Consider the following 24,235-nt stretch of genomic DNA (forward strand, 5'->3'; position numbering starts at 1 on the left):
ACTCCGGCCATGACCCAGCCGCCTCCCCGCAAGACCATCCTGATCACCGGCGCCAGCAGCGGGCTGGGGGCTGAGATGGCCCGGCAGTTCGCCGACGCCGGCCACGCGCTCGCGCTCTGCGCCCGGCGTACCGACCGGCTGGAGGAGCTGCGCGCCGAGATCCAGGCGACCCACCCCGGGCACCCGGTCTCGATCCGGGCACTCGACGTCAACGACCACGACCGGGTCTTCGAGGTCTTCAGGAGCTTCGCCGAGGAGCTCACCGCCGAGGGGCGGACCCTGGACCGGGTGATCGTCAACGCCGGCCTCGGCAAGGGCGCCCCGTTGGGCACCGGCCGGTTCGACGCCAACCGCGAGACCGCGATGACCAACTTCGTCGGCGCGCTCGCCCAGACCGAGGCGGCCATGGAGATCTTCCGGGCTCAGGAGCACGGGCACCTGGTGATGATCTCCAGCATCTCCGCGGTGCGCGGCATGCCCAAGTCCATGGCCACCTACGCCGCCACCAAGGCCGGAGTGGCGCACTTGGCGGAGGGCCTGCGGGCGGAGCTGCACGGGTCGGCCATCAAGGTCTCGGTCATCTACCCCGGCTACATCGCCTCGGAGATGAACCAGACGGGCCCGTCCGCCACCCCGCCGCCGCTGATGGCCTCGACCCGGCGCGGGGTCCGCTCGATGGTGCGGGCGATTGAGGCCGAACGAACCTCCACGGCGGTCCCCCGGCTGCCCTGGGGGCCGATGTCGGTGCTGATCAAGCACGCGCCGCTGCCGCTCTTCCGCAAGCTCGTCTAGGGCGGCCCTGGCGGCCGTACCTAATTTCGAGCATGGCTGGCATGGCTACGGTCGGGTAGCGTCACTACCTGGAGGAGTGTCGCGGCTCACAGTGCGCGGTGCTTGAGGGAGAACCATGAGTCGATGGGAGCCGACCATGTTTCGGAGAGCGCTCACGACCGCCGCGACGCTGCTCGCGTCCGCCACGCTGATCACCGCCTGCGCGAGCAGCGACGCCAACCCCGGTGGCGAGGGGGGCCCCGCAGAGCCGCCCAGCGTGCGCGACCAGCTGGTGAGCTTCGTGGTCGGCGCCTACGCCACCGAGGAGGACATCGCCGAGGGGCAGTGCTTCGCCGACAAGGTGCTGGCCCAGGTCAGCGAGGAGGAGCTGGTCGAGGCCGACGTGCTCTCGCCCGAGAAGGCCGACGGCTTCGTGCCCCGGGTCCCCAAGCGGATGGCGACCCTGTGGGCCGACTCCCAGTTCGCGTGCACCAGCTACATCAAGCTGGCCAGCCGCGCCCAGGCCTTCGCGACCAACAACCAGCTCGACATCCTGACCTACAGCACCTGCTTCGGCCGGCGCATCGGCGAGGCCCGGGCCAAGCAGGCGACGCGTGCCGCCCTGATCCGCAACTTCAAGTCCCCCGCCTGGCGCGAGCTCCGCGCGGCGGAGGCCTACTGCCTCGCGCAGTCCCAGGTGCTGGGCTAGCGATAGGTCAGCAGCTCCCGCGGCACGTGCTGGTGCTCGTTGAACGAGACCAGGCTCAGCCCACGGCGTCCGCTCACGATCCGGGTGACCGAGGTGTTGACCACCACCGGCGCCAGCCGGACGTACGCCGCGGTGCCGGCCTCCATGAGGCGGGTCGCCGCAGCCGCCACCGGCCCCCCGGAGGTGAACACGACCGCCGTCCCGGCCTCGGTCAGGGCGGCCAGACCGGCCAGCACCCGCTCCCGGAACGCCGGGAACGACTCGTCGTAGGTGTCGTCGTGCTCCCCCGACGTCCACCTCTGCGTGGCCGCTTCGAACCAGGCCTGGAACTGCCGGCGGTCCGGCTCGCCGGTGTGCTCGGCCGGCTGCCGGTCCAGCATCGCCAGGTGGTCCATCTCGTCCCAGCGGGCGTCGAGGACCAGGGGCACCGACCACCCGGCGGCCGCGGCCGCGAGCTCGGCGGTGTCCCGCTGCCGGGCCATGGCGCCGTGCACCACGACGTCGGGAGCCAGGTCGGCCAGGGCACGCCCGACCACCTCCGCCTGCCGGCGACCGGTCTCGGACAGCACGTCGTAGTCCGCAGCCCCCCAGGACGCCTGGCCGTGGCGGACCAGCAGCACCTGCCCCATCAGGCGGCCACCGTGGTGACCACGACCGCCCGGGCCGCCGGGTCCTGCCACACCCGCGAGGCCCGGCACCACCGCACCGTCGACCAGCTGAGGAACGGAACCGCGACCGCGGCGACGACCCACCACGGAGCCGCCTGGGAGAGCGTGGAGAACACCATGGCAGTCAGTGTGGTGCTTGTCGCCAGCCGAGCCGAGTAGCCGACCATCACGATCGGTGGCGCCGGGGTGGCGCGGGCCGAGCGCAGGTTGACCGCGAAGGGACGGCGCGCGGACCAGGTCATCGCCACCGCCACCACCTGCACCGTGACCACCAGCACCGTGCAGGCCAGGGCCGTCAGCTCCGAGGTCGTCGGGGTCCCGGCACGCAACGACGCCAGCACCACGGTGATCATCGCCGCAGCCAGCAGCCACTCGGTCATCACCGCGCTGCGGGCCCGGAACACCAAGGCGGGGTCCACCGGCAGGCTCTCGCGCCACAGGCCCCCGCGACCGTCCAGCGACCAGGCGTTGACCCCGAAGAGCAGCACCCCGCCGCTGACCACCAGGCCCGGCAGGATCGTCACGGTGTCCCAGGTCATGGCCCCGGCCACGGCCACCAGCCCGGGTCCCAGCGCCAGCACCGCCAGCCCGCGCCGCATCGGCACCGCCCGCCACACCGAGGCCCGGTCGATCCGCACCAGCATCGCGAACGCCGACCGCGGCAGCGCCCGAGCCGGGTGCACGTTGCTCTCCGCCTTCAGCTCGTCTCGGGCGAGCCGCCGCGCGGCGAGGTGGGCCGGCCAGGCCCCCAGCACCACGGCGCCCAGGGTCAGCAGCAGCTCCACCGCCACCGCGCCCGCCCAGTCGACCCCGAGACCCGAGCGGGCCGCGACGAGCAGGTGCAGGGTCGGGACGACGTCCAGGAAGGAGCCCAGGTTGCCCGAGAGCTGGAGCCACACCGCCCCGGCACCGACTCCCCCGCTGATGGTCCGGAAGGCGGCCACGCCGTGCCTGCTGCGCCGGATCGCCTCCATCGTCCAGGCGACCGCCTGCGCGGCGGTGGTGGCGACCAGCAGCCACAGCACCATCACCACCTGGACCCCGGGCAGTCCGGAGAGTCCCTGGCCGAACGCAGCGGCTCCCAGCAGGAACCAGGCCTGGAGCAGCCAGGCGATGTTGAGGGGAGCCATCAGCAGCGCCCCGAGGTGGTCGGTGGTCGGGCTGACCGGGAACGCCACCGCGTGCTCGTGCGCCAGCAGCTCACGGCCGCCGCCGCTGGCCACGGCCGAGACGATGGCCAGCATCCCGAAGCCGGCCATCAGGCTGGGCAGCAGCAGCAACGTGTCGAACGCCCTGCCCTCGCCGCCAGCGGACGGCGCCAGGGCCGGCAGCGTGGCGGCCCCCAGGGTGATCACCAGCAGCACCGACCAGCCGACGCGGCGCGCAAGGGGACGGCGTACCGAGGCGGAGCGGAAGCGCAGCAGGTGCGCGGTGTCGACCACGGGCGCCCAGCAGAGCTCGGCCAGTCGGGCCCGGGTCGACACCTCAGTCGAGGAGGGCGCGGTAGGCACTGGCCCCGGCCTCCCCGGAGAGCTCGTCGGCGTCGAGGTCGGCCACCTGGGCGCCACCGCGCAGCACCAGGGCGGAGCTGCAGGTGCCGATGGCGAGCTCGCGCAGGTGGGTGGAGAGGAGCACGCAGGCGCCCCGGGCGCGGGCGTCGGCCACCACCTCGAAGGTGGCCTCCACGCCGATCGGGTCGACCCCGTCGAAGGGCTCGTCCAGCAGCAGTACGTCGGGGCGGTGGAAGGCGGCCAGGATCACCGAGAGCCGCCTCCCCATGCCGTGGGAGAACCCGGCGGTGACCCGGTGCGCCACGTCGCCGAGCTCGAACCGCTCGAGCATCTCGCGGGCGCGCGGCTCCCAGCCCTCGGCGCCCTGCTCGGGCATCCGGCGCAGCCGGGCGGCGAGCTGCAGGTGCTCCCACGGCGTGGCGCGGGGCACCAGGCCCCCGACGTCGGGGCAGTAGCCCACGGCGCGCTTGACCGCCAGGGCGTCGCGGGCCACGTCGTGCCCGGCGACCAGCACGCTGCCCGAGGTGGGCGGCACCACCCCGGCCAGCACCCGCATGGTGGTCGACTTGCCGGCGCCGTTGCGCCCGAGCAGCGCGGTCGCCTGGCCGGCGTACGCCTGAAGCGAGACGCCGGTGACCGCCTCCACCTCGCCGAACCGCACGTGCAGGTCGTCGACGGCGACGGCTGGCCTGGGGGCGGGCTCTGGCGGGGTCACCCGCTGATTCTGGCCGCTGAACGCATGTAACGCGCTGTTTTTCGCACTTCCACCCCCCGCCAGTGGGGACGTGGAGCGCGACCAACAGCGCGTTACATGGATGGTGCGGCGGGAAACCCGGCGGGAGGCGTCAGGCGGGGAAGGACTCGCCCTTCTCCGCCAACTCCTTCAGGTACGGCGTGGGCGCGAACCGCTCGCCGTACGCTGCGGCCAGCTCCTCGGCGCGGGCCAGGAAGGCACCCAGGCCGATGGTGCCGTCAGCACCCTCGTAGCCGGTCATGAACTGCGCGGCGCCACCGGTGCGCGCCGGGAAGCCGATACCCATGATGGAGCCGATGTTGGCGGCCGCCGCCGAGGTGAGCACCTCCTCCTCGAAGCACTTCGCGGTCTCGAGCGCCTCGATGAAGAGCATCCGGTCCTTGATGTCGGCCAGGGGCGGCTGCTGCTCGGCGGGCGGGAAGGTCTCGGCCAGGCCGGACCACAGCGCGGTCCGCTTGCCGGCCTCGTCGTAGTCGTAGAAGCCGGCGCCCTTCAGCTTGGAGGGGCGACCGATCTCCAGCATCTTCTCCACGACCTGGGTCGAGGGGTCGGCGGCGACGTCCTTGCTCTCGGCACGCCACGCGTCCTCGTTGGCGATCCGGATCTTCTTCATCAGCTCCAGGTTGAGCTCGTCGCTGATCTGCAGCGGGCCCACCGGGTAGCCGGCCTGGGTCGCGGCGCGCTCCAGCGACATCGGGTGGACGCCCTCGGCCAGCATCCGCAGGCCCTCGTTGATCTGGGTGCCGATGACGCGGGAGGTGTAGAACCCGCGACTGTCGTTGACCACGATCGGGGTCTTGCGGATCTGCTGCACCACGTCGTACGCCTTCGCGAGCGCCTCGTCGGAGGTCTCGCGGCCGCGGATGATTTCGACCAGGGGCATCTTGTCGACGGGGCTGAAGAAGTGCAGCCCGATGAAGTCGGCCGGACGATCCACCCCGGTCGACAGCTCGGTGATCGGCAGGGTGGAGGTGTTGGAGCACAGCAGCGCGTCCGCGTTTACGTACGGCGCTACCTCGGCGAAGACCTTCGCCTTGAGCGAGGCGTCCTCGAAGACGGCCTCGATGACCAGGTCGCAGCCGGCCAGGTCGGCCGGGTCCGCGGTCGGGGTGATCCGCCCCAGCAGCTCGTCGCTCTTGTCCTGGGTCAGCTTGCCGCGGGAGACAGCCTTGGCGTTGATCTTCTCCGAGTAGGCCTTGCCCTTCTCGGCGTTGGCCTGCTCCACGTCCTTGAGCACGACCTGCATGCCGGCGCGGGCGCAGACGTAGGCGATGCCCGCGCCCATCATCCCGGCGCCGAGGACGCCGACCTTGGTCGCCTTGAACGGCGCGATCCCCTGGGGGCGCAGGGAGCCGGAGTTGATCGCCTGCAGGTCGAAGAAGAACGCCTGGATCATGTTGGTGGAGTTCTGCCCGCAGACCAGCGTGGTCAGGTAGCGCGACTCGATCCGCGAGGCGGTGTCGAAGTCGGTGTTCGCGCCCTCGACGGCAGCGGCCAGGATGGCCTTCTGCGCCGGGTAGTCAGCACCCTTGAGCTGCTTGCGCAGCAGGGCCGGGAAGGCGGGCAGGAACGCCGCCAGCGCCGGGGACTTGGGGCTGCCGCCGGGCATCTTGTAGCCGGGACGGTCCCAGGGGTTCTTCGCGGCGTCCGCGTCGTCGCGGTGCGTAGCGATCCAGGCCTTGGCCGCCGGCACCAGCTCCTCCCGGGTGGCGACGAGCTCGTCGACCAGGCCCTTGGCCTTGGCCGCGGCGGGGTTGAACTGCGGCCCCTGGAGCAGCACCTCCATCAGCGCCGTCTGCAGGCCGAGCATCCGCACGGTGCGGGTGACACCGCCCCCGCCGGGCAGCAGGCCCAGCGTCGCCTCCGGCAGGCCGATCTTGACCTTGGGGTCCTCGACGACGATGCGGTGGTTGGTGGCCAGCGCGATCTCCAGGCCACCGCCCAGGGCGGTGCCGTTGACGGCGGCCACCACGGGACGGGGGTAGGTCTCGAGCCGGCGCAGCGTCGACTTCAGCTGCTCCACGCTGTCGAAGATCAGGGCGGCGTCGTCCTTGGTCGCCTTCGCCATCATCTTCAGGTCGCCGCCGGCGAAGAAGGTCTTCTTGGCGCTGGTCACCACGACGCCGGTGACGCTGTCCACCTCGTCGTAGAGGCGGGCGACCGCGGCCTCCATGGACCGCTGGTAGATCTCGTTCATGGTGTTGGCGCTCGACGTCGGGTCGTCCATCGTCAGGGTGACGACGCCGTCGGCGTCCCGCTCGTAGTGGACGGCGGTCTGGTCGGCCGTCTGGTCGTTGTGGGTGGTGCTCATGTGTGTGGTGGTCCCTTCTCAGACGAGCTCGACGATGGTGGCGATGCCCATGCCGCCGCCGACGCAGAGCGTGGCGAGGCCGCGGCGCAGGTCGCGCCGCTCGAGCTCGTCGATGAGCGTGCCCAGGATCATCGCGCCGGTCGCGCCCAGCGGGTGACCCATGGCGATGGCGCCGCCGTTGACGTTGGTGATCTCGTCGTTGATCCCCATGTCGCGCATGAAGCGCATGGCGACCGCGGCGAACGCCTCGTTGATCTCGAACAGGTCGATGTCGCCGACCTCGAGCCCGGCCTTGGCCAGCGCCTTGCGGGCGGCCGGCGCGGGACCGGTCAGCATGATCACCGGGTCGGCGCCGGAGACGGCGGTGGAGATGATCCGGGCCCGCGGGGTCAGGCCGAGGTCCTTGCCGATCTGCTCGCTGCCGATGGCCATCAGCGCGGCGCCGTCGACGATCCCGGACGAGTTGCCTGCGTGGTGGACGTGGTTGATCCGCTCGATCCAGTGGTACTTCTCCAGCGCCACGTCGTCGAAGCCGGCGTCCGCGCCGATCTGGGCGAACGACGGCTTGAGGCCCGCGAGGCTCTCGGCGGTGGTGTCGGGACGGATGGTCTCGTCACGGTCCAGCACGACCAGGCCGTTGGCGTCGCGCACCGGCACCACGGCACCGGAGAAGTAGCCGTTGGCCCACGCCTTGGCGGCGCGGTGGTGGGACTGGGCGGCGTAGGCGTCCACGTCGTCGCGGTTCCAGCCCTCGACGGTGGCGATCAGGTCGGCGCCGATGCCCTGGGGCACGAAGCCGGTCTTCAGCGCCGTGGCGGGGTCCTGGGCCCAGGCGCCGCCGTCGGAGCCCATCGGGACGTGGCTCATCGACTCCACGCCACCGGCCAGGATCAGGTCCTCGAAGCCCCCGCGCACCCGCGAGGCGGCCTGGTTGACCGCCTCCAGGCCCGAGGCGCAGAAGCGGTTGAGCTGCACGCCCGCGACGGTGTCGGGGTAGCCGGCGGCGATGGCCGCGGTCTTGGCGATGTCCCCACCCTGCTCGCCGAGGGGGGACACCACGCCGAGCACGACGTCGTCGACGCGGGCCGGGTCGAGCCCGGGGTTGCGCTCCCGGACGGCGTCGAGCAGGCCCACGGCGAGGTCGATGGGCTTGACCTCGTGGAGGCTACCGGCCGCCTTGCCCTTGCCGCGGGGCGTGCGGATGTGGTCGTACACGAATGCTTCTGCCATGACCGTCCTTGGGTGTGACGTGCGGTGTCGCGTCGCGATGACGCGGGTGCTCCCTCGATTGTGACATCATTACTGTCACAATCGTCAAGCAGTCTTTGTGGATGTGATCCGGACCACGAAGCAGCACCGCTCAGCCAAGGGAGAGACGAGGTGACCGAACCGGTGCACGAGACCCCGGCGGGCGCCGGCGACGCGGCCCGCGGCCTGCTCACCCTGGAGGAGCTCACCGCCCGGGTCGGCATGAGCGTGCGCAACATCCGCTTCTACACCACCAAGGGCCTGGTGCCGCCGCCGATCCGCCGCGGCCGCTCCGGCTACTACTCCGCCGACCACGTCGCACGGCTGGAGCTGGTCCAAGAGCTGCAGAGCCACGGCTTCACCCTCGCCGCCATCGAGAAGTACGTCGCCGGCATCCCCGGCGACGCCAGCGCCGAGGACGTCGCGCTGCACCGCACCATGCTCGCTCCGTGGATGGACGAGATGCCGGTGGAGATGTCCCGCGCCGAGCTCTGCGGCCGGGCCGGCCGGGAGCTGACCGAGGACGACCTGTCCACCCTGGAAGCCCTCAACATCGTGCTGCCGGCCGCCCGGGGCCAGTTCCGGGTCGCGGTCTCGCAGCTCTCCGTCGGCCTGGGACTGCTGGAGCTCGGCTATCCGGTGGAGGCCGCACGAGCCGCGAGCGAGCTGTACGCCCGCCACGGACGCGAGATCGCCCACGAGCTCTACGAGCTGTTCCGCACCATGGTCTGGCCCAAGTACAAGGAGTCGGGCATGACGCCGGACCGGCTCAAGGAGGTCGTGGAGCGCCTCAAGCCGCTCTCCGTCGCCGCCCTGGTCTCGGCGTACGAGGCGGCGATGGACGAGACCAAGCGCGAGGGCATCCGCAAGCGCGCCCGCTGAGCCGTCACGTCGACGCCTCGGGCGGCGTGGTCACTCCGGGTCGGGCCGCATGTGCGTCCAGGGCTTGGCCAGGGAGAAGCGGCGGCCGCTGATCTCGGTGGGCCGCACCTCGACCACGTTGTACTTCAGCGACGTCACCCAGGGCCGCAGCGGGACGTTCTCGGCCCGGTGCTCCTCGTCCTCCTCCAGCTTGCGGGCGACCCCGCGGATGATGACGCTGACCGCCTGCCGGTCGTCGTACTCGTCGACCTCGAAGGCGACGTCGGGGTTCATCACCACGCCCAGCAGCTTGCTGCCCTCCGCGGTGCGGAAGAGCAGGGTGCCGTGGTCGACGGCGTAGTTGACCGGGGCGATGTGCACCTCCTCGACCAGGTGGTAGGCCATCCGGCCGAACTCGTGGCTGCGCAAGAACTCCCAGCACTCGGCCTCGTCGAGCTGGACAAAGGACTCATCACCGATCATGGGGCGAAATTACTACCTTTGGTCGTACTCCGACAGGGCGGGACGGCCGGGGCACTCGCCCACCCCGGACCTACGCTGGCGAGCATGACCGCCACCGAGACATCGCGCGTCCTGGTCACCGGCGCCACCGGCTTCGTCGGCAGCCGTCTGGTGCCGGCCCTGATCGACCAGGGGTACGACGTACGGGCGATGACCCGGCGCCCCCAGGAGTACGACGGCCCGGGGACGCCGGTGGGCGCCGACGTGGACGACGAGACCACCCTGGGTCCGGTCCTGGACGGCATCGACGTGGCGGTCTACCTGGTGCACAGCCTGGACCACGACGACTTCGAGTCCAAGGACCGCGACGCGGCGCGAGCCTTCGGCAAGGCCGCGGCCGCCGCCGGGGTGCGCCAGGTCGTCTACCTCGGCGGGCTCGGAGCCGACGACCAGAAGCTCTCCGCCCACCTGCGCAGCCGCCGCGAGGTGGAGTCCCTGCTCGGCGAGGCGGGGGTGCCGGTGACCGTGCTGCGCGCGGCCATCGTGGTCGGCGCAGGCGGCATCTCCTGGGAGATCACCCGGCAGCTGGTCAAGAACCTGCCGGCCATGGTGGTGCCCCGGTGGGCGCAGACGAAGACCCAGCCCATCGCCCTCGACGACGTGATCCGCTATCTGGTGGGGGTGGTGGACAACGACCAGGCGCTCGGCCGGGTCTTCGAGATCGGCGGCCCCGAGGCGATGACCTACACCCAGATGCTCCAGGTCGCCTCCGAGGTGATGACCGGCGACGCCGTGCCCATCGTCTCGGTGCCCGTGATGAGCCCGCGGCTCTCCTCGCACTGGCTCTCCCTGGTCACCGACACCGACACCACCACGGGACGCAACCTCATCGACTCCATGGGCGTCGAGGTGGTGGTCAGCGACCACTCGATCCGCGAGCTGGTCCCGGGCGAGCCGCTCAGCTATCAGGAGGCGGTCCGCCGGGCGCTGGACGAGCAGGGCCGCTGAGCGAGGCCCTGGCCCGGGAGGTCGGCCTCAGGCGAAGACCAGCGGGAGCACCAGCAGCATGGTGACCGACCAGCTCACGTGCGTCAGGATCGGGCCCAGGATGCCCCCGGAGGCGCGGCGCTCCAGCCCGCACAGCACGCCGAGCAGCGCGGCCGCGAAGGCGAGCATCACGTTGCCGGTGGCCAGGGTGACGACCAGGTAGGCCAGGCTCGTCCACAGCACCGGGTGCCGGGGCACCGCGGCGTACGCCGCCCCCCGGAAGAAGAGTTCCTCGGCGATCCCGTTGACCGTGGTGATCAGCACCAGCAACGGCACCGACCCTTGGTCGGCGAAGTCCAGCACCGAGCGCACCTGCTCGTCGAGCCAGGGGATCTGGCGCACCACGAGCGCCCCGGCCACGAACACCCCGGCCAGGCCGAAGCCGATCACCAGCGGGGTGAGCACCGGGCGGGTGAGCCGGTCACCGAAGGCGATCCGCCCCAGGTGCAGCCGCCCGGAGGCGAAGGCACCGACCGTCCACACCGCCGCCAGCGCGAACGTGCCGACGTAGAACAGCGAGTCCCCGGGCTCCAGCCGGATCGACCAGCCGAGCACCAGGGCGCCGACCACCGCCACGGCGAGGGTGACCACCTGGCGGCGCCGCAGTCCCTCGGCGGTGTCGCGCTGGTCCCGGGGGACCACGTCCCACAGGGCCCGACGGAGCCAGATCTGCACCGGCGACCCAGCTCGCTCGCCCGCGTCAGCGCTCATGTCCCCGCCTCACTCGACCTCGCGGCCGACGAGGCCGACTCTACGGGGCGGACAAGCGGGCGCCGGCCGAGGCGACGCCGAGCCAGTCGTGGGGGTTGCCGTCCCAGCACCAGCCCAGTTTGGGTGCCCGGTCGCTGATCCACAGCCCCGGCACCCTGCGGTCGCCGCGGCGGGAGCCGGCCAGCGAGAAGCACTTGTTGCGCTCCAGCAGGTACGGCGCCTGGGTGAGGACCGCGATGCCCTCCTCGATGGTCAGCGGGGTGCGACCGCCTTCCCGGATCACACCGAGGGCCTGCTCGGGAGCCACCCCGCAGAACTTCTCCCCGCGGTCGACGTCGACCAGCAGATAGGACCCGCCGGCGGGCACGTCGAGCTCGGAGAGCGGCAGGTAGGCCTCCAGCCCGCCCTGGGGGTGGTGCCGGTCCACGGTCCCGGGCCGGCTACTGCCCGGCAGACGCAGCAGCGGCACCGTCTGCTCGGGGGCGACCAGCGTCCGGTCCACGACCACGACGTAGGGGACGCGCCCCGCCTCGAGCGGGTCCGCGGGGACTCCGGCGGACTGGGGCAGCTCGAGTGCGAGCAGCGGCGCCAGCCGGGCGCGGAAGGCGGTCTCGTCGAGCCCGGCGAGCGCGGGGTAGCCGAGCTCGACCAGGCGGTCCACCTGGGGCTGGAGGGGATGCGGGACAGGTCCGGACATGGAGAAACTCCTCGGGTGGCGGCACGAGATCAACGCACCGTCACACCGAGGAGTTCCTCAGCTCACGCTGTTGGGCGTCAGCGGCGTCCGCTGAAGCTGGAGGCGCTGTGGCTGCCGCTCCCGGCCGAACCCGCTGCTGCGGGACGACGGCGTGCACCGCCGCCGGCGGGGCGACCGCCGGTGGCCGGGCTCTTCGGGGTGCGCTGGCCGCCGGCGGACTGGCCACCGGAGCCGCCGCGCGACTGGCCGGACGTGGTGCTCTTCGCGCCACGCGCGCCGCCACCGGTGCGCGAGCGGTTGCGACCGCCGCCACCGCTGCGTGCGCCACTGGACTCACCGCTGCTGCGACCACCCGCGGGGGCCGGCGCCGCGTAGCCACCGGGCACCAGGGTGCGAGCACCGGGAGCCAGCTCGGTCAGGATCGGGTGACCCGCCGAGGTGACCTTGGTGGTGGTCGGCTTGATGCCGGCCAGCCGCGTCAGGTCGCGGACGTCGCGCACCTGGTCGTCGGTCATCAGGGTGATGACGGTGCCCTCGGCACCGGCGCGGGCGGTGCGGCCCGAGCGGTGCAGGTAGGCCTTGTGCTCGGACGGCGGGTCGGCGTGGACCACGAGCGCCACGTCGTCGACGTGGATGCCGCGGGCCGCGACGTCGGTGGCCACCAGCGTGGAGGCCTTGCCGGAGTGGAACGCCTCCATGTTGCGGGTGCGCGCGTTCTGCGACAGGTTGCCGTGCAGCTCGACGGCGGGCACGCCCTTGCTGTTGAGCTGGCGGGCCAGGGCCTTGGCCCCGTGCTTGGTGCGGGTGAAGATCACCGTGCGGCCGGGCGCGCTGGTCAGGTCCACCAGGACCGAGACCTTCTGCTCGCGACCGATGTGCAGCACGTGGTGGGACATCTTCGCCACCGGCGACTGGGCCGAGTCGGCCTCGTGGGTGACCGGGTTGTGCAGGAAGCGCTTGACCAGGACGTCGATCGCCTTGTCCAGGGTCGCGGAGAAGAGCAGCCGCTGACCCTGCTGGGGCGTCTTGTCCATGATCCGGCGGACGCCGGGCAGGAAGCCCAGGTCGGCCATGTGGTCTGCCTCGTCGAGGATGGTGGTCTCGACGGCGGAGAGGTCGCAGTGACCCTGGCCCATCAGGTCCTCGAGGCGACCCGGGCAGGCGATGACGATGTCGACGCCCTTCTTCAGGCCGGCGACCTGGGGGTTCTGGCCGACGCCACCGAAGACGGTGAGCGTGGAGAGCCCGGCCTCCTTGGCCAGGGGCAGCAGCGCCTCGCGGATCTGGGTGACCAGCTCGCGGGTCGGCGCCATGATCAGCGCGCGCGGCTTGCGCGGCATGGCCGGCATCTTGCTCGCGTCGAGGCGGGCGACCAGCGGGAGCAGGAAGGCGTAGGTCTTGCCCGATCCGGTGCGACCCCGGCCCAGCACGTCGCGGCCGGCCAGGGAGTCAGGCAGCGTGGCCGCCTGGATCGGGGTGGGGATGGTGATGCCTTGCGCCTCGAGCACTGCGGACAGGTTCGAGGGCACGCCAAGTTCGGCGAAGTTCATGTGATGATCTTTCGGTTGGTGTCTCACCAACGCGCTTCCGCCGGATGGCGGGGCTGGCAGTCAAGGACTGCTGCGTGTGCCTCACGAGAAGTGAGGGCGGGATTCGAGCGTGTCGCTCCCGCAGGACGGTCGAGGCAAGACTTGACGAGCCGTCTGACGCCAGAGTAGCCCGTACGTCCGCTCAGCGGAGAATCCTGGTGTTACTGGTGTGACCTGAGATACACCTCAGCAGGCAGCCCAGGCTCACCGCAGGGACAGCACCCCGTCGTCGATGGCCCCCCGCCGGATCGTGCGGACGTCGTGGACGTAGTTCTGCCGCAGCTTCCACGGCTCGGTCGACCCCTGCTTGGGCAGTCGGTCCAGCGCCCGCAGCACGTAGCCGGCGGAGAAGTCCATGAACGGCTCCTCAGCGATCTCCGGGTCGCGGACCGGCACCGCCGTGCGGGCGCCGGTGGCGTCCAGGTGCGCGAGCAGCCGGCACACGTACTCGGCCACCAGGTCGGCCTTCAACGTCCAGGAGGCGTTGGTGTAGCCGATCGTGTAGGCGAAGTTGGGGATGCCCGAGAGCATCATCGCCTTGTAGGCCATGGTCTGGGTCAGGTCGATCGGCTCGCCGTCGACCGAGAGCGTCATCCCGCCGAAGGCCAGCAGGTTGAGCCCGGTGGCGGTGACCACCAGGTCGGCGTCCAGGTGCTCCCCCGAGGCGAGCCGGATGCCGGTCTCGTCGAAGGTCTCGATGGTCCCGGTGGCCACTGACGCCCCGCCCTGCTTGATGGCGCGGAAGAGGTCGCCGTCCGGCACCAGGCACATCCGCTGGTCCCAGGGGCCGTACGTCGGCTTGAAGTGGGTGTCGACCGGATAGCCCTCGGGCAGCATCCGGGCGTTGAGGCGGCGGATCAGTCGGCGTACCGGGCCGGGCCAGCGCTGGGAGGCCTGGAAGAGCAGCGTGGCCTGGGCGACGTTCTTCCACCGGGTCACCATGTAGGAAGCCTTCTCGGGCAGCACCTTCTTCAGCTTCTGCCCGATCACGTCCACCCCCGGCACCGGCAGGACGTACGTCGGGGAGCGCTGCAGCATCGTCACGTGACCCGCCCCGGCCTGGGCCAGCGCGGGCACCAGGGTGACCGCGGTGGCCCCGGAGCCGATCACCACCACGCGCTTGCCCTCGACGTCGAGCGCCTGGGGCCAGTGCTGGGGGTGGATCACGGTGCCGGCGAAGTCGGCGATGCCCGGGAACGACGGTGAGTAGCCCTGGTCGTAGTCGTAGTAGCCGCTGCAGGCCCACAGGAACGAGCAGGTGTAGTGCTCGCGCACCTTCAGCGACCCGCCCCCGACGTCCTCCCGCTCGGTCTCCACGGTGACGCTCCAGCGGGCGGCCTCGGAGTCCCAGTCCGCGGCCACCACCCGGCGGTCGTAGCGGATGTGCCGGTCCACGCCGTACTCCCCGGCGGTCTCGCGCACGTAGTCGAGGATGGCGGCGCCATCGGCCAGCGCCTTGTCCCCGCGCCACGGCTTGAACCGGTAGCCGAGGGTGAACATGTCGGAGTCCGAGCGGACGCCGGGATAGCGGAAGAGGTCCCAGGTGCCGCCCATCCGGGGGCGGCTCTCCAGCACCAGGTAGCTCTTGCCGGGCAGCTCGCGGGTGAGCTGGCTGGCGGCCCCGATCCCCGACAGCCCAGCGCCGATGATCAGGACGTCGACGTGCTGGACGGAGTCGCCGGCATCCGGCTGCGCGTTCATGCGGGGAACATACTCCCAGTACTCACGTGACCGCAGCAGCGAACTGTGCGCGGTGCAGCCGGGCGTACGCACCGTCGGCGGCGATCAGCTCCTCGTGCGTGCCCTGCTCGACGATCGCCCCCGACTCCATCACCAGGATCAGGTCCGCGTCGCGGATCGTGGAGAGCCGGTGCGCGATGACGAACGAGGTGCGGTCGGTGCGCAGCGCCGTCATCGCCTGCTGGAGCAGCAGCTCGGTCCGGGTGTCGACCGAGGACGTGGCCTCGTCGAGGATCAGCAGCGCCGGGTCGATCAGGAACGCCCTGGCGATGGTGACCAGCTGCCGCTCCCCGGCCGAGAGGTTGGAGCCCTCCTCGTCGATGACGGTGTCGTAGCCCTCGGGCAGCGAGTGCACGAACCGGTCCACGAACGTGGCCCGCGCCGCCGCCAGCACCTCCTCCTCGTCGGCGCCGGGCCGGCCGTAGGCGATGTTGTCGCGGATGGTGCCCTGGAACAGCCACGAGTCCTGGAGCACCATCCCCACGCGTCCGCGCAGCTCGGCGCGGGGCAGCTCGGCGATGTCGTGCCCGTCGACGGTGATCCGGCCGCCGTCGAGGTCGTAGAAGCGCATCAGCAGGTTGACCAGGGTGGTCTTGCCGGCGCCGGTGGGGCCGACGATCGCGACCGTCTGCCCCGGCCGGGCGACCAGGGACAGGTGGCTGATCAGCGGGCGCTGCGGGTCGTAGGAGAACGAGACGTCGGAGAAGACCACCTCACCGCGGGTGATCGCCGCCTGCGAGGGCGGCGGGTCGGCCGGCTCCTCGTCCGCGTCGAGGAGCTCGAAGACCCGCTCGGCCGACGCCACCCCGGACTGCAGCAGGTTGGCCATCGAGGCGACCTGGGTCAGCGGTTGGTTGAACTGGCGGGCGTACTGGATGAAGGCCTGCACCTCGCCGAGGGTCATCGTCCCGCTCGCCACCCGCAGGGCGCCCAGCACCGCGATCACGACGTAGAGCAGGTTCCCGACGAACATCATCGCCGGCATGATCAGGCCGCTGATGAACTGCGCGCCGAAGCTGACCCGGAACAGCTCCTGGTTCTCCTCGGCGAAGGTGTGCTCGATCTCCTCCTGCCGACCGAAGACCTTGACCAGCGCGTGCCCGGAGAACGCCTCCTCCACCTGGGAGTTCAGCGCGCCGGTACGCCGCCACTGGGCGACGAACTTGCCCTGGGAGCGCTTCATGATGGCGCGGGTGATCAGCAGCGAGAGCGGCACCGAGACCAGGGAGACCAGGGCCAGGGTGGGCGAGATCCAGAACATCATCGCGAGCACCGCGAACACCGACAGCACCGCGGTGAGCAGCTGGCTCATCGTCTGCTGCAGGCTCTGGCTGACGTTGTCGATGTCGTTGGTGACGCGACTGAGCAGCTCCCCGCGCGAGGACCTGTCGACCGCGGCGAGCGGCAGCCGGTGGATCTTCTCCTCCACCCCGGCACGCATCCGGCGCACGGTCTTCTGCACCACGTCGTTGACCAGGTAGCCCTGGAGCCAGGCCAGCAACGACGCCGCGGCATAGACGGCCACCACGATCAGCAGCACCTGGCCGACCGCGCCGAAGTCGACGCCCGCGCCGGGCACCACGTCCTGGCCGCGGATGGCCTCGGGCAGCTCGGAGTCGGGGGTGCCGGGGGCGAACTGCCGGCCCAGCACGCCGGTGAAGATCAGGTCCGTGGCGTGGCCGAGGATCCGGGGGCCGATCGCGGTCAGGACGACCGAGAGCGCGCCGAACGCCACCACCAGCGACGCGGTCACCCGGTCCGGGCGGAGCAGCCCGATCAGCCGCTTGCCGGACTCCCCGAAGCTCTCGGCCTTCTGGGCGACCATCGCGCCGCCGGGCCCGTGGCCCGGGCCGGGCGGGGCGATCCGCTCGGTCTCCTTGAGCCCTTGCGGGCGCTTGACCTGGTCCGGGTCCTGACTCGAGGTCTGGCTCAGGGGCCGGTCCTGGGACTCGCTCATGCCAGCGCCCCCTCGTCGGTGCCGAGCTGGGAGGTGACGATCTCCTGGTACGTCGGGCAGTCGGTCAGCAGCTCGGCGTGCGTGCCGTGCCCCACCACCCGGCCGTCGTCGAGGACCACGATCTGGTCGGCGCTGGTGATGGAGGAGACCCGCTGCGCCACCACGATGACCGTCGCGTCCCGGGTGACGGGCCGCAGCGCCGCCCGCAGCCGGGCGTCCGTGGCGACGTCGAGGGCGGAGAAGGAGTCGTCGAAGAGGTACACCGCGGGACGGCGCACCAGGGCGCGGGCGATGGCCAGGCGTTGCCGTTGGCCGCCGGAGAAGTTGGTGCCGCCCTGGGAGACCGGGGCGTCCAGCCCCTCGGGCAGCGCCGCCACGAAGTCGCGCGCCTGCGCGATCTCCAGCGCGGCCCAGAGGTCGTCCTCGCTGGCGCCCGGGCGACCGTGCAGCAGGTTGCTGCGCACGGTGCCGCTGAACAGCCAGGCCTTCTGGGGCACCAGGCCGATCCCCGCCCACAGGGTCTGCGGCTCCAGCCGGCGTACGTCGTGACCGCCGACCCGGATCTCGCCGCCGGTGACGTCGACCAGCCGGGCCACCAGGTTGACCAGAGTGGTCTTGCCGGAGCCGGTGGACCCCACCACGGCCACGGTCTGGCCCGGACGGGCCGAGAACGAGACCTCGCTCAGCACCGGGTCGGCCGCGCCCGGATAGGCGAAGGTGACCCGGTCCAGGTCGACCCAGCCGCGCCGGGCCGGGTCCAGGGGCAACGGGTCCGACGGCGCGGTCAGGGAGGTCCGGGTGTCCAGCACCTCGGTGATCCGGTCGGCGCAGACCGAGGCGCGGGGGACCTGCATCAGCATGAAGGTCGCCATCATCACGCTCATCATGATGAGCATCAGGTAGGACAGGAACGCGGTGAGCGAGCCGACGCCCGAGTCCCCGGAGTCGACCCGGTGGCCGCCGAACCAGATGACCGCGACGCTGCCCAGGTTGACCAGCAGGATCACCAGCGGGAAGAGCGTGGCCATCCACCTGCCGGCGCGGACCGCCACCTCGGTGAGCTCGTCGTTGGCGCGGCCGAATCGGGCGGTCTCGTACGGCTCGCGGACGAAGGCGCGGACCACCCGGATGCCGGCGATCTGCTCGCGCAGGATCCGGTTGACGGCGTCGAGGCGGGCCTGCATGAGCCGGAAGCTCGGCACCATCCGGCTCACCACGAAGCCGACGCTGATGATGAGCGCGGGCACCACGACGGCCAGCAGCCAGCCCAGGCCCGGGTCCTGACGCAGTGCCATCGCCACCCCGCCGACCATCATCAGTGGTGAGGTGACGGCGATGATGCAGGCCATCGCGACGAGCATCTGGACCTGCTGGACGTCGTTGGTGGTGCGGGTGATGAGCGAGGGCGCCCCGAACTGCGACACCTCGCGTGCGGAGAAGCTGCCGACCCGGTGGAAGAGCGCGGCGCGCAGGTCCCGGCCCACGCTCATCGCGGTGCGCGCCCCGAACCAGGCGGCGCCGACCGAGCCCACCATCTGGACCAGGGAGACCGCCAGCATCACCGCGCCCACCCGGACGATGTAGCCGGTGTCCCCGGTGGTCACCCCGTTGTCGATGATGTCGGCGTTGAGGCTGGGCAGGACCAGCGCGGCAAGCACGCTGACACCCTGGAGGGCGACGACTGCCACGAGCCAGGAGCGGTAGGGCGCGAGGTGCTCGCGCAGAAGTCGGATCAGCATGTCCGTACCAGCCTAGGCCCACCCACCGTCGGTGCCCCGGACTTTTCCAACACCGTCAGGCCTGGACGGCGGCCCCGGAATCGAGCAGCGCGTCCACCGCCGTCACCCCCCAGGCGGCGAGCGCCTCACGGGTCTGCCCGCCGGTGGCCGGCGGCGACATCGCGATCGTGGGCCGGGTCCGGGAGAAGCGCGGGGCGGGCGCGGGCTGCACGACCCCGTCCCGCTCGACGTAGGTGCCCCGCGCGACCAGGTGCGGGTGCCGGGCGGCCTCGGTCATCGGCACGATCGGCGCGACGCAGGCGTCGGTGCCGTCGAAGACCTCGGCCCACTCCGCCTGGGTGCGCTCGGCGAAGCGCGCGGTGAAGGCCTCGCGGATGGTGGCCAGGTTGGCCGGGTCGTTGCGGTCCGGCAGCTGCTCGAGGTCGAGCAGCCGCAACAGCTCGGCGTAGAACTGGGGCTCCAGCGCACCCACCGAGAGGTGACGGCCGTCGCTGGTCTCGTAGACGTCGTAGAAGGGCACGCCGCCGTCGAGCAGGGAGACCGCCCGCTGCTCGCGCTGCACGCCCATCCCCAGCAGGCCGGCGTACATGGTGTTGAGGTGGGCGGCGCCGTCCACGATGGCGGCGTCCACGACCTGACCCCGACCGGAGACCTTCGCCTCGAGCAGCGCGGCGAGCACCCCGATCACCAGGTAGGTGGAGCCGCCCCCGAAGTCGCCGAGCAGGTTGGTCGGGAAGTGCGGCCGGGCGGGGTCCTGGCCCAGGCCGTGCAGGACCCCGGAGAGGGCGAGGTAGTTCATGTCGTGGCCGGCGACCTCGGCGAGCGGGCCGTCCTGGCCCCAGCCGGTCATCCGCCCGTAGACCAGGGCGGGGTTGCGCTCCCAGCACTGGTCGGGGCCCAGCCCCAGGCGCTCGGTGACCCCGGGCCGCATGCCCTCGACCAGTACGTCGGCGCTCGCGACCAACTCCAGCACCGCGGCCACCGCCTCGGGGCGCTTGAGGTCGAGCGCCACGCTGGGGCGCCCACGCGTCAGCAGGTCGCTCGGTCCGCCGCCGAGCGGGTTGCCGCCCGGGCGCTCCACGCGGATCACGTCGGCGCCGAGGTCGGCCAGGATCGTGCACGCGTGCGGCCCGGGACCGATGCCGGCGATCTCGACGACCTTGACGCCCCTGAGCGGGCCCGTGCCCTGACCGAGTTCGTAGACCATGTCGGCATTGTGACAGAACCACTGTCACAGTCCCGGCAGGTTCCGGCACAGGCCAGCCGCCCGGGCGTCGTTGCAACGAGTTGCATAGCTGTGCCATCCTCCCCCGGTGGCTCTTGAACACGCGCTCCTGGTGGCGCTCAGCGAGAAGCCCGGTTCCGGGCTGGAGCTGGCGCGCCGCTTCGAGCGTTCCATCGGCTTCTTCTGGCACGCCACGCACCAGCAGATCTACCGGGTGCTGGGCCGCATGGAGGGCGACGGCTGGCTCGCCGTCGAGGTCGTGGGCCAGTCCGGCAAGCCCGACAAGAAGGTCTACCGGGTGACCACCGCCGGCGCGCAGGCGCTGAGCGACTGGCTGGCCGCGCCGACCCCGATGGAGGAGCTGCGCAGCGAGGTCGCGGTCCGGATGCGCGGCGCCTCCTTCGGCGACCGCAAGGCGGTGCTCGAGGTGCTGCGCGGCAACGCCGCCGACCACCAGCTCCGGCTCGCGCACTACCGCCAGCTGGAGAAGGAGTACGACGACCCGTCGACCCTGACCGGCCACGAGCTCGACCAGTACCTCGTGCTCCGAGGGGGAATCGGCCTGGAGCAGTTCTGGATCGCCTGGCTCGAGGACTACCTCGCCGCCCACGAGCGCAGCACCGCCACCCCCACGACAAGGACGACCACGTGACCGACTTCCCGCACCTCCTGACCCCGCTCACCCTGGGGCCGCTGACCCTGCGCAACCGGGTGGTGATGGGCTCGATGCACACCGGCCTCGAGGACGCGCCGTGGCACATCGACCGGCTCGCGGCGTACTTCGCCGAGCGGGCCCGCGGCGGCACCGGACTGATCATCACCGGCGGCTACGCACCCAACAAGCGCGGCTGGCTCAAGCCGCTCGGCTCCGAGATGACCACCCGGCTGCAGGCGATGCGGCACCGTCGGGTGACCGCGGCGGTGCACGCCGAGGGAGGCGCCATCGCGATGCAGATCCTGCACGCCGGCCGCTACGCCTACCACCCGTTCAGCGTGAGCGCCTCGGCCAAGCAGGCGCCGATCAACCCGTTCAAGCCCAGCGCCCTGTCGGCCAAGGCGGTGGACGCGACGGCGACCGACTTCGCCAAGTCCGTCGCGCTGGCCCGCAAGGCCGGCTACGACGCGGTCGAGATCATGGGCTCGGAGGGCTACCTGATCAACCAGTTCCTGGCGCCCCGGACCAACGAGCGCACCGACGAGTGGGGCGGCACCGCCGAGAAGCGGATGCGCTTCCCCGTCGAGGTCGTGCGCCGGGCCCGCGAGCTGGTCGGCGACTTCCCGATCATCTACCGGATCTCGCTGCTCGACCTCGTCGAGGACGGCCAGACCTGGGAGGAGACGACTGAGCTCGCCCACCGGCTGACCGACGCGGGGGTCACCGTCCTGAACACCGGCATCGGCTGGCACGAGGCCCGGGTGCCCACGATCATCACCCAGGTGCCGCAGGGCGCCTGGCGCTCGGTCACCGCCCGCCTCAAGGCGGCGGTCTCGGTGCCGGTCTGCGCCTCCAACCGGATCAACTCCCCCACCACAGCCGAGGAGATCCTGGCCGCGGGCGAGGCCGACCTGGTCTCGATGGCCCGGCCCCTGCTGGCCGACCCGGAGTTCGTCAACAAGGCCGCGGCCGGTCGCGCCGACGAGATCAACACCTGCATCGCCTGCAACCAGGCCTGCCTGGACCACGTCTTCGAGAACAAGACCGCCTCCTGCCTGGTCAATCCGCGCGCCTGCCACGAGACCAAGCTCGTCCTCGGGCCGGTACGCCGTCGCGAGAGTGTCGCGGTGGTCGGCGCGGGGCCGGCCGGGCTCTCCGCCGCCGTCAGCGCGGCCGAGCGTGGCCTGGCCGTCACGCTCTTCGAGCAGTCCGGCGACATCGGCGGCCAGTTCCGGCTGGCCATGCAGGTGCCCGGCAAGGAGGACTTCGCGGAGACGCTGCGCTACTTCGGGCGACGCCTGGAGGTGCTCGGGGTCGACGTACGCCTAGGCACCCGCGCCAGCGCCGGGCAGCTGGAGGACTTCGACCACGTCGTCGTGGCGACCGGCGTGGAGCCCCGGATGCCCGAGATCGAGGGCATCTACCACCCCAAGTCGGTCTCCTACGCCGACGTGCTGTCCGGCCGGGTAATCCCGGGCCGGCGCGTCGCGGTGATCGGAGCGGGCGGCATCGGCGTGGACGTCAGCCACTTCCTGACCCACGACGCGGGCGAGACCCAGGAGGACTGGATGGCCCACTGGGGCGTCGGCGACCCGTCGCTGCACCGCGGCGGGCTGATGGAGAAGAAGCCCCGGCACTCCGTCCGCGAGGTGACGCTGGTCCAGCGCAAGGAGACCCCGATCGGCATCGGGCTGGGCAAGACGTCGGGCTGGGCGCACCGGGCGGTGCTCAAGCAGTCCGGGGTCATCCAGGTCAGCGGGGCGACGTACGACCGGATCGACGACGCGGGCCTGCACCTGGTCGTGGGCGACGAGAAGCGCCTGCTCGAGGTCGACCACGTCGTGGTGTGCGCCGGACAGGAGTCGGTCCGGGAGCTCTACGACACCCTGGAGGAGCAGGGCCGCCTGATCGGTGGCGGCGTGCACCTCATCGGCGGCGCGGACGTGGCAGCCGAGCTGGACGCCAAGCGCGCGATCCGTCAGGGGACCGAGGTCGCGGCGGCGCTGTGACTGGCGCCGGCGCCCTAGACTCACCGCCGTGACCACCAAGATCGCCGTCGTCGGGCTGGGGTACGTCGGGCTGTCCATCGCGGTACTGCTCTCCCAGCACAACGAGGTCGTCGGCCTCGAGGTCGACCCCGACAAGGTCGAGGCCCTCAACGCCCGTCGCTCCCCGATCCACGACCCCGAGATCGAGGACTACCTCACCACCCGCGACCTCGACCTCACGTTCACCCTCAACCCCGCCGCCGCGTACGCCGACGCCGAGTACGTCGTGATCGCCACCCCCACCGACTACGACGCCCAGACCAACTACTTCGACACCTCCAGCGTCGAAGCCGTCATCACCGCGGTCCTGGCCGCCAACGCAGACGCGGTCATGGTCATCAAGTCCACCATCCCCGTCGGGTACGTCGAAGACATCCGCGCCCGCACGGGCACCGAGAACATCATCTTCTCCCCCGAGTTCCTCCGCGAGGGCAAAGCACTGCTCGACAACCTGCGCCCCTCCCGCATCATCGTCGGCGAGAACTCACCCCGCGCCCGACGCTTCGCCGACCTCCTCCTGGCCGGAGCCCTGGACCACGACGTCCCCGTGCTGCTCACCGCCCCCACCGAGGCCGAGGCCATCAAGCTCTTCGCCAACACCTACCTCGCCATGCGCGTGGCCTACTTCAACGAGCTCGACTCCTTCGCCATCACCCGCGGCCTCGACACCCGCGCCATCATCGACGGCGTCGGCCTGGACCCTCGGATCGGCACCCACTACAACAACCCCTCCTTCGGCTACGGCGGCTACTGCCTGCCCAAGGACACCAAGCAGCTCCTGGCCAACTACTCCGAAGTCCCCCAGACCCTCATCTCCGCCATCGTCACCGCCAACCGCACCCGCAAAGACTTCATCGCCGACGACATCCTCGCCCGAGGACCCGCCGTCGTCGGGATCCACCGCCTCATCATGAAGGCCGGCTCCGACAACTTCCGCTCCTCCTCGGTCCAAGGAATCATGAAACGGATCAAGGCCAAGGGCATCGAGGTCATCGTCTACGAACCCGAGCTCACCGACGACACCTTCTTCGGCTCCCGCATCATCCGCGACCTCGACGAGTTCAAGAAGACCGCCGACGTCATCGTCGCCAACCGCCTCACCGACGACATCGCAGACGTGGCCGACCGCGTCTACACCCGCGACCTCTTCGGCTCCGACTAGGCGAGTCGCCGGCCGTCAATCGGATCCCCAGTCTGGGCGATAGTCCTCGAACACCTGTTCGAATATGCTGGGGTCTATGACGTTGCCGAGTGCCTGCGGGTCGATCGAGGGGCAGGTGCTCCCTCTCGACGAGCTGGATGCTGCGGGGGTGCTGGAACGGGCGGAGTGTGCGTTGGTGGCGCGGCGGGCGGTGGAGGTGGAGGACCTGCGGCTGGTGGCGCAGTGGGCGCTGCTGCACGGCAGTGACCCGCGTGATGACCCGGGGGCGTCGGGGTGGGACCGGTTGGTCGACATCGGTGGTGAGGGCACGCCGCGGGTGCGGGACCTGTGCCTGGGAGAGCTGGCGGTGGTACGTCGGGTGCACGGGCTC

At 71.4% G+C, this 24,235-nt stretch carries 21 protein-coding genes; 8 read left to right on the forward strand and 13 right to left on the reverse strand.

What is annotated here, in order from left to right; all coding sequences use genetic code 11:
- The first annotated feature begins 9 nt into the window (after positions 1–9).
- Positions 10–792 carry an SDR family oxidoreductase gene (locus tag C5H89_RS01235; protein ID WP_104105295.1) on the forward strand — a complete coding sequence of 261 codons (783 nt, stop codon included), beginning with the start codon at positions 10–12 and terminating at the stop codon, positions 790–792.
- Positions 793–928: 136 nt separating this feature from the next.
- A complete protein-coding gene (locus C5H89_RS01240) occupies positions 929–1,480 on the forward strand; it encodes a hypothetical protein (protein WP_104105296.1) in 552 nt (183 codons plus the stop codon).
- Here C5H89_RS01240 and C5H89_RS01245 read toward each other — a convergent pair.
- The 5 genes from C5H89_RS01245 to C5H89_RS01265 form a co-directional block, all read right to left on the reverse strand.
- Positions 1,477–2,109 (reverse strand): histidine phosphatase family protein, encoded by a 633-nt coding sequence (locus C5H89_RS01245; protein WP_104105317.1) that lies wholly within the window; start codon positions 2,107–2,109, stop codon positions 1,477–1,479. The genes C5H89_RS01240 and C5H89_RS01245 overlap by 4 nt on opposite strands.
- The gene (locus C5H89_RS01250) at positions 2,109–3,659 is read right to left on the reverse strand and encodes a hypothetical protein (protein WP_162799141.1); all 1,551 of its coding nucleotides are present in this window, start codon (positions 3,657–3,659) and stop codon (positions 2,109–2,111) included. Before C5H89_RS01250 ends, C5H89_RS01245 begins: the two co-directional genes overlap by 1 nt.
- Positions 3,634–4,374 carry an ABC transporter ATP-binding protein gene (locus C5H89_RS01255; RefSeq protein WP_104105298.1) on the reverse strand — a complete coding sequence of 247 codons (741 nt, stop codon included), beginning with the start codon at positions 4,372–4,374 and terminating at the stop codon, positions 3,634–3,636. Before C5H89_RS01255 ends, C5H89_RS01250 begins: the two co-directional genes overlap by 26 nt.
- A 130-nt stretch (positions 4,375–4,504) precedes the next feature.
- Positions 4,505–6,724: a 3-hydroxyacyl-CoA dehydrogenase NAD-binding domain-containing protein gene (locus C5H89_RS01260; protein ID WP_104105299.1), complete on the reverse strand. Its 2,220-nt coding sequence runs from the start codon at positions 6,722–6,724 to the stop codon at positions 4,505–4,507.
- A gap of 18 nt (positions 6,725–6,742) precedes the next feature.
- Positions 6,743–7,954 (reverse strand): acetyl-CoA C-acetyltransferase, encoded by a 1,212-nt coding sequence (locus tag C5H89_RS01265; protein WP_104105300.1) that lies wholly within the window; start codon positions 7,952–7,954, stop codon positions 6,743–6,745.
- A gap of 150 nt (positions 7,955–8,104) precedes the next feature.
- Here C5H89_RS01265 and C5H89_RS01270 point away from each other — a divergent pair, with 150 nt between their 5' ends.
- Positions 8,105–8,854, forward strand: a complete 750-nt coding sequence (locus C5H89_RS01270; RefSeq protein ID WP_240181634.1) for a MerR family transcriptional regulator — start codon at positions 8,105–8,107, stop codon at positions 8,852–8,854.
- A gap of 30 nt (positions 8,855–8,884) precedes the next feature.
- Here C5H89_RS01270 and C5H89_RS01275 read toward each other — a convergent pair whose 3' ends face one another.
- On the reverse strand, positions 8,885–9,316 hold the full coding sequence (locus tag C5H89_RS01275) for a pyridoxamine 5'-phosphate oxidase family protein (RefSeq protein ID WP_104105301.1): 432 nt from the start codon (positions 9,314–9,316) through the stop codon (positions 8,885–8,887).
- An 84-nt stretch (positions 9,317–9,400) separates the two neighbouring features.
- Here C5H89_RS01275 and C5H89_RS01280 point away from each other — a divergent pair, with 84 nt between their 5' ends.
- A complete protein-coding gene (locus C5H89_RS01280; RefSeq protein WP_104105302.1) occupies positions 9,401–10,303 on the forward strand; it encodes an NAD(P)H-binding protein in 903 nt (300 codons plus the stop codon).
- A gap of 27 nt (positions 10,304–10,330) precedes the next feature.
- On the opposite strand, the gene C5H89_RS01285 is transcribed toward C5H89_RS01280, so the two are convergent.
- From C5H89_RS01285 to C5H89_RS01315, 7 genes are all read right to left on the reverse strand, one after another.
- Positions 10,331–11,053: a type II CAAX endopeptidase family protein gene (locus C5H89_RS01285; protein ID WP_104105303.1), complete on the reverse strand. Its 723-nt coding sequence runs from the start codon at positions 11,051–11,053 to the stop codon at positions 10,331–10,333.
- 40 nt (positions 11,054–11,093) lie between these two features.
- Positions 11,094–11,750 carry a DUF5701 family protein gene (locus C5H89_RS01290; protein WP_104105304.1) on the reverse strand — a complete coding sequence of 219 codons (657 nt, stop codon included), beginning with the start codon at positions 11,748–11,750 and terminating at the stop codon, positions 11,094–11,096.
- Between the two features lie 77 nt (positions 11,751–11,827).
- Positions 11,828–13,300, reverse strand: a complete 1,473-nt coding sequence (locus C5H89_RS01295) for a DEAD/DEAH box helicase (protein ID WP_104105305.1) — start codon at positions 13,298–13,300, stop codon at positions 11,828–11,830.
- Positions 13,301–13,543: 243 nt separating this feature from the next.
- Positions 13,544–15,040, reverse strand: coding sequence for an NAD(P)/FAD-dependent oxidoreductase (locus C5H89_RS01300; protein WP_104105306.1), 1,497 nt, complete (start codon positions 15,038–15,040; stop codon positions 13,544–13,546).
- A 22-nt stretch (positions 15,041–15,062) separates the two neighbouring features.
- A complete protein-coding gene (locus tag C5H89_RS01305; protein ID WP_104105319.1) occupies positions 15,063–16,904 on the reverse strand; it encodes an ABC transporter ATP-binding protein in 1,842 nt (613 codons plus the stop codon).
- 128 nt (positions 16,905–17,032) lie between these two features.
- On the reverse strand, positions 17,033–18,775 hold the full coding sequence (locus tag C5H89_RS01310; RefSeq protein ID WP_104105307.1) for an ABC transporter ATP-binding protein: 1,743 nt from the start codon (positions 18,773–18,775) through the stop codon (positions 17,033–17,035).
- Positions 18,776–18,830: 55 nt separating this feature from the next.
- The gene (locus C5H89_RS01315; RefSeq protein ID WP_104105308.1) at positions 18,831–19,982 is read right to left on the reverse strand and encodes a CaiB/BaiF CoA-transferase family protein; all 1,152 of its coding nucleotides are present in this window, start codon (positions 19,980–19,982) and stop codon (positions 18,831–18,833) included.
- Between the two features lie 106 nt (positions 19,983–20,088).
- Between C5H89_RS01315 and C5H89_RS01320 the strand changes: the two genes are divergently transcribed.
- From C5H89_RS01320 to C5H89_RS01335, 4 genes are all read left to right on the forward strand, one after another.
- Entirely contained in the window at positions 20,089–20,652 is a 564-nt protein-coding gene (locus C5H89_RS01320; protein WP_104105309.1) for a PadR family transcriptional regulator, read from the forward strand.
- Entirely contained in the window at positions 20,649–22,664 is a 2,016-nt protein-coding gene (locus tag C5H89_RS01325; protein WP_104105310.1) for an NADPH-dependent 2,4-dienoyl-CoA reductase, read from the forward strand. The genes C5H89_RS01320 and C5H89_RS01325 overlap by 4 nt, the downstream gene beginning before the upstream one ends.
- Positions 22,665–22,692: 28 nt before the next feature.
- Positions 22,693–23,865, forward strand: coding sequence for a nucleotide sugar dehydrogenase (locus C5H89_RS01330; protein ID WP_104105311.1), 1,173 nt, complete (start codon positions 22,693–22,695; stop codon positions 23,863–23,865).
- 76 nt (positions 23,866–23,941) lie between these two features.
- Positions 23,942–24,235, forward strand: a 294-nt coding sequence (locus C5H89_RS01335) for a hypothetical protein (RefSeq protein ID WP_205304800.1), incomplete at its 3' end; no start/stop codon positions are given.

It is taken from the genome of Nocardioides sp. 616 (assembly GCF_002930065.1).
GTDB classification, from domain to species: domain Bacteria; phylum Actinomycetota; class Actinomycetes; order Propionibacteriales; family Nocardioidaceae; genus Nocardioides; species Nocardioides houyundeii.